The following is a 4,948-nucleotide window of genomic DNA, read 5'->3' as shown; positions in this document are numbered from 1 at the left end:
CCGGCGCCGGACCGCTCCGGCGCGACGGCGGACAGCGCGGCGTCGTGCGGCGGCGGGCCGTTCATGAGGCGGCGCACCTCCGGCAGCAGCTCCGCGATCCGGTCCAGCGGGATCATGTACGCGTGCCGCTGCTCGAACTCGGGCTCCCGGCGGTCGTCGTAGAACCGGCTGACGACCATGCCGAGCAGCTCCGGCGGCGGCTGGGCCGAGACCTCCTCCAGCTGGGCGCCCGCGACCGCGGTGCCGCTGAAGCCCTCGGTCGCGACGTACGCCGGGACCTCCGGGGTCAGCTGCCACCAGGCGCCGTACGGTCCTTCCACCCGGGCCCGCACCCATAATCCCTGATCCCGGCCCCGGGGGAAGCCGCCCATGCGCACGGTCCAGCCGGTGTAGCGGGGGACGCCGCGCAGCGGCACCGGGCGCACCCCCGCGCGCGGCGGATAGACGGACAGCAGCGCGACGTCCCCGTCGGCCGGGTCCGCGCTGCGGGGCTTGACGCAGCCGGGCAGCGCGCGGGCGCGGGCGGGCTCCGCGCCCGGGTAGTCGGCGTAGTCGACGACCAGCTCGGCGTCGGCGTGCGGCAGCACGTGCGCGGCGGTCAGGGCCCGGTCCGGGGCGATGAGGACGCCCGCGCCGCGGATGCCGCGGCCGTCGCGCAGCCGCAGCCGCCAGCCGGTGCCGTCCGCGTCAGCCCGGTCCCCCATGACGGGTGACGATAACGCGGCCCGCGGCTTCCGCTCTACACTCTGGCACCCGGCGACGACACCGGGTGATGAGGCGAGGGGGTCCTGATGGGACACGAGGCGCGGAACGACGAGCTGGTGGGGCTGGCGGACGCGATCGCCGAGGTGCGGCGGGAGCTGGCGCAGGCGGAGCGGGAGGGGGAGCGGGGCGACGGCGCCTGGCGGTTCCGGGTGGACCGGGTGAGCCTGGAGTTCGCGATGGAGCTGCACCGTACGGGCGAGGGGCGGCTGTCGCTGCGGTTCGGGGTGGTGGAGGCGGGCGCCGGCGGGTCCGCGACCCGGGTGGGCACGCACCGGATGCAGCTGGAGCTGGTGCCGCACGGCGCGGCCGGGGAGCGGCCGATCGGCCGCTGACGCCTCGGCGCTGAGGCGGCGGGTGGCGCCGGGGGCGGCGGTGGCGTACGGGATGGGGTCCGTACGACATCGCCTCGGCCGGCCGGGGCGGAACGACGCGGCACCGGATCGGCCGGGTGGTGCGGGTGGTGCGGGTGGTGCGGTTGTGCAGGGGGAGCGGGCGGCTAGCCGCGCTCGATGCGGATCGTCGTCCACGCGCCCACGTGCACCCGGTCGCCCTCCTTCAGCGGCACCGGGACGAAGGGCTGGATCGGGTCGGCGGCGCCGTTGACCGTCGTGCCGTTGGTGCTGTTCTGGTCGACGACCGCCCAGCCGCCCTCCGGCTGCTCGACGAGCACCGCGTGCTTGTGCGAGACGCCCGGGTCCTCCGGCGGCCGGGCGAGGTCGATGTCCGGCACCTCGCCCGTCGACTGCCGCTTGCGGCCGATCGCGACCTGCGGGCCGACCAGCGGCACCTTCTGCTCCGGCGAGTACGCCGGGAGGTTCAGCCCCTGCGCCTCGGGACCGCTGCGGGTCATCATCGCGGCGAAGTACTCCCGGTCCGGCGCCACGACCGCCACCCAGCCCACCGGCTGCTGCGGCGGCCCCTGGCCGGGGAAGTGCTGCCCCTGCTGCGGCGGGGGCTGCGCCGAGCTGGGCGGCGTGATCACGAAGTCGCCGCCGGCCCGCGGGTCCGGCTGCGCCGGCGCGGGCACGACCGGGCCCGGGCCCGCGCCCGGACCCGGCGGTGGAGGCGGAGGCGGCGGCGGGTGCGCCGCGCCGGTGTCTGGGCCGAGCGGCTCGGAGCCGCGGTGGACCTGGGAGGGGCCCGACGGCTGGTACGTCAGCCCCTGCGGGTGCTGCGGGTGGAAGCCCTGCGAGAAGCCGCCCGCCGGCGCCGGCGGCACGTACGGCTGGGCGCTCTGGGTGACGAAGTTGTACCGGCACTCCTCACAGAACTGCGCCTGCCCCTCCCGGGGCGTGCCGCAGGACGGGCACAGCTCGGCGGCCTGGGTGGGCTCGCCGGCCGGGGGACCGGGGTAGCCGTAGCCCCCCGGGCCCGGCGGCGGGACCTGAGCGGCCGGCGGCGGGACGGCGCCGGGCATGCGGATGCCGCACACCTCGCACCAGTCCTCGGCTCCTGACGGGTGACCGTTCGGGCAGGTCGCCATCTCGGTGGATCCCCCTGTCTCGCTCTCGTCACTTCTTGACCCGGACGGTCTTCGTCGACCGCGTCTCCAGCGTCATCTCGTCGGCTTCCGCGACCTTGGTCTTCAGACGCACAGTACCGCTCGGGGCGTCGACCACGTCCACCACCTTCGACAGTAGCTTTGCGGTGTCCTCGTTGCCGGAGGCGCTCGCCAGCTGGACGGCGCGGCCCAGTTTGGCCGTGGCGCCGTCCATGTCGCCGGCCTTGCGGTCCTCCAGCCCTTGCTGGATGACGTGGGCGAGTTCGGCCTGGCCGGTGTAGTGCGCGACCTGCGCGTTTATCCGGGTGGAGGCCACCATGTCGTCCGTCCACACCGCCCGGATCAGCCCCTGGGAGAGCGTCTGGGCGCTGCCGTCCGGCTGCGGCAGGATCAGCGAGACCCGGGCCGCGAGCATCTCCTGGCCCACGGCCGCCGCGGGCACCTCGACGCAGACGTGGTAGTCGCGGGACTCGTCGCCCCACGAGCCGGTCGGGTAGTCCCCGGCGCGCGGGCCCGCCTCCGTACGCCGCTCGGTCAGCTCCTCGACCGTGGGCGCGACCTGCTTGACGAACTTGATCACCGAGCCCTGCGGCGTCCACAGCCGCAGCGCGACGTCGGCGACCTCCTTGCCCATCGCGGCCTCCATCATCTGCGTGAAGTCCCCGGCCAGACCGGCCGGGTCGGCGACGATGTCGGCGGTGCCCAGCAGCGCCGAGGCGATGCCGGTGACCTCCTTGACCTCCCAGTCGGTGCCGACGCCGCGGGCGTCGCAGGTGAAGCGGCCGGCGCAGGCGTCGAGTGCGGCCCGCAGGTCCTCCGGCGACTCGTGCTCGTTGCGGCCGTCGGTGAGCAGGATCCCGTGCCGGATGGCCACGTCGGCGGAGCCGAGCAGCTTGTCCGCGAGCCGCAGCCAGGTGCCGATCGCGGTGCCGCCGCCGGCGCTCAGCTTGCGCAGCGCCTCCTTGGCCTCGGTACGGGTGGTGGCGTCGGCGACCGCGAGCCGGCCGCCGCCGGGGTAGACCTCGCGGGCCACGTGGGTGCCGGCGACGACGGCGAACGCGACGCCGTCGCGCACCGTCTCGATCGCGGCGCCCGTGGCGTCCCGGGCGTTGCGCATCTTGGTGGGGGGATAGTCCATTGAGCCCGAGCAGTCGACCATGATCACCACGCCCGCGTCCGGGTCCCCGGTGCCGAACCGGGCGCGCCCCGGGTCGGCCGCGGGCAGCGGCATGCCGCCCGTCGTGCCGCCGCCCGTCGAGGCGACGGTCACGATCGCGTTCACCTCGCGGCCGCCTTCGGGCAGGTACTCGTTCTGGTAGACCTCGACCGAGAACTCCGGCGCGTTCGACTTCGAGAAGTTGGCCATCTCGTCCCCTCCCACTGATGGTATTTAGATCTATGTAGACAATTCATCGGGCAAGAGAGGCTGAACACGTACCTTGCGCCGCCCCCCGTGGCGGTCAGGCCACCCCGCGTCCCCCTTCCATCAGGAAGGGCCTGCCCCGCCCGCCGGGCCGGGGAACGGGAGTACCGCCACTGTTACGTTGTCGTGGCCGCCGCCGTCCAGCGCGTGGCCGACGAGCACCTGGGCCGCATGCAGCGGCCGGGCCGCGGCGTCCGGCGGCACCGCGGCGGCCAGCTCGGCCGCCGCCTCGGCGTAGTTCCACAGGCCGTCGGTGCACACGATCACCACGCCCGGGCCGTCCGGCTTGAACGAGGCCGTGTGCGGGTCGAGTTCGTGCGCGTCCGCGCCCAGCCAGCCGGTGATCGCGTGCGCGCGCTCGTCGGCGTACGCGTCGGCCTCGTTCATCAGCCCGGCGGCGACCATCTGCGCCGCCCACGAGTCGTCCTCGGTGAGCCGGGCGGAGGGCGCGGCGCGGTCCTCCGGCACCCAGTACGCGCGCGAGTCGCCGACCCAGCCGACGGTCAGGATGCCGCCTGCGATCACCGCGCTGACGATCGTGCAGGCCGGGGCGTTCTGGTGGCTGAGCGGCGAGTGCTGCGCGGCCAGCTCGTTGACCGCGCCCGCGGCGGCCAGCAGCGCCTCGTGCATCGCCTGCTGGGGGTGCAGCCCGCGGCCCAGCCCGGCCTGCAGCGACGTGCCCGCGGCCGAACTGGCGGCGGCGGAGGCCTCGTCCGGGCGGCTGGCGGAGGACACGCCGTCGCAGACGACCGCGACGGTCGCGGGCGCGCCGTTGGGCAGCGCCGCCCTGGCGATGGCGAAGAAGTCCTCGTTGCGGTGGTGGCGCAGGCCCCGGTCGCTGACCGCGGCGACGCCGTCCGTCTCCCGCTCCATGTGGTCCCGCTCGCGCGGCTGCGCGTGGCCGCAGCGCTCGCAGTACCCGTCGGTGTCGATCGCCCCCGTACGGCAGGCGATGCAGCGCCGCCCGGACGGCGCCGGCCCGGCGGCGGGTTCGGCCGCCTCGGCGTCCGGGGCGGCGGTGCCCAGCGCCGCCCGCGGGTCGGCGCCCTGCGGCGCCACCGGCTCGGCGAGGCGGGAGTGCTCGGGGTCCTCCTCGGGCGCGTCGAGCAGGTACTCGCCGGTGTCGCCGGCGGCCCGCGGCCCGTCCCCGGGTCCGGCGATGCGGTAGCTGCCGGTGCGCTGCGCCTCCGGTGACCGGCTGTCCGGCCCGGCCACCGCCCCGGCCGCGCCCGCGGGCGCGGCCGGGGCCGCCTCGCCGG

At 76.0% G+C, this 4,948-nt stretch carries 5 protein-coding genes; 1 reads left to right on the top strand and 4 read right to left on the bottom strand.

Annotated elements, in window-relative coordinates:
- On the bottom strand, positions 1-704 hold a 704-nt coding region (locus tag ABD317_RS33470; protein ID WP_344295050.1), incomplete at its 3' end, for a S1 family peptidase.
- A gap of 87 nt (positions 705-791) precedes the next feature.
- Between ABD317_RS33470 and ABD317_RS33465 the strand changes: the two genes are divergently transcribed.
- Entirely contained in the window at positions 792-1,097 is a 306-nt protein-coding gene (locus tag ABD317_RS33465) for a trypco2 family protein (RefSeq protein WP_027753439.1), read from the top strand.
- Positions 1,098-1,261: 164 nt separating this feature from the next.
- Here ABD317_RS33465 and ABD317_RS33460 read toward each other — a convergent pair whose 3' ends face one another.
- The 3 genes from ABD317_RS33460 to ABD317_RS33450 form a co-directional block, all read right to left on the bottom strand.
- A complete protein-coding gene (locus ABD317_RS33460; protein ID WP_344295048.1) occupies positions 1,262-2,248 on the bottom strand; it encodes an FHA domain-containing protein in 987 nt (328 codons plus the stop codon).
- Positions 2,249-2,276: 28 nt separating this feature from the next.
- Positions 2,277-3,632: a vWA domain-containing protein gene (locus ABD317_RS33455; protein WP_344295046.1), complete on the bottom strand. Its 1,356-nt coding sequence runs from the start codon at positions 3,630-3,632 to the stop codon at positions 2,277-2,279.
- A 120-nt stretch (positions 3,633-3,752) separates the two neighbouring features.
- On the bottom strand, positions 3,753-4,948 hold a 1,196-nt coding region (locus tag ABD317_RS33450; protein ID WP_344295044.1), incomplete at its 5' end, for a PP2C family protein-serine/threonine phosphatase.

Source organism: Streptomyces synnematoformans, assembly GCF_039531005.1.
Taxonomy (GTDB): Bacteria; Actinomycetota; Actinomycetes; order Streptomycetales; family Streptomycetaceae; genus Streptomyces; species Streptomyces synnematoformans.
The sequence above is the reverse complement of the archived record's forward strand: the minus strand, read 5'-3'. Positions and strand labels throughout refer to the sequence as shown.

Bases quoted from the DNA above. Each gene is read 5' to 3' on its own strand.
- ABD317_RS33465 (WP_027753439.1), top strand. From the start codon at position 792: ATGGGACACGAGGCGCGGAACGACGAGCTGGTGGGGCTGGCGGACGCG.
- ABD317_RS33460 (WP_344295048.1), bottom strand. From the start codon at position 2,248: ATGGCGACCTGCCCGAACGGTCACCCGTCAGGAGCCGAGGACTGGTGC.
- ABD317_RS33455 (WP_344295046.1), bottom strand. From the start codon at position 3,632: ATGGCCAACTTCTCGAAGTCGAACGCGCCGGAGTTCTCGGTCGAGGTC.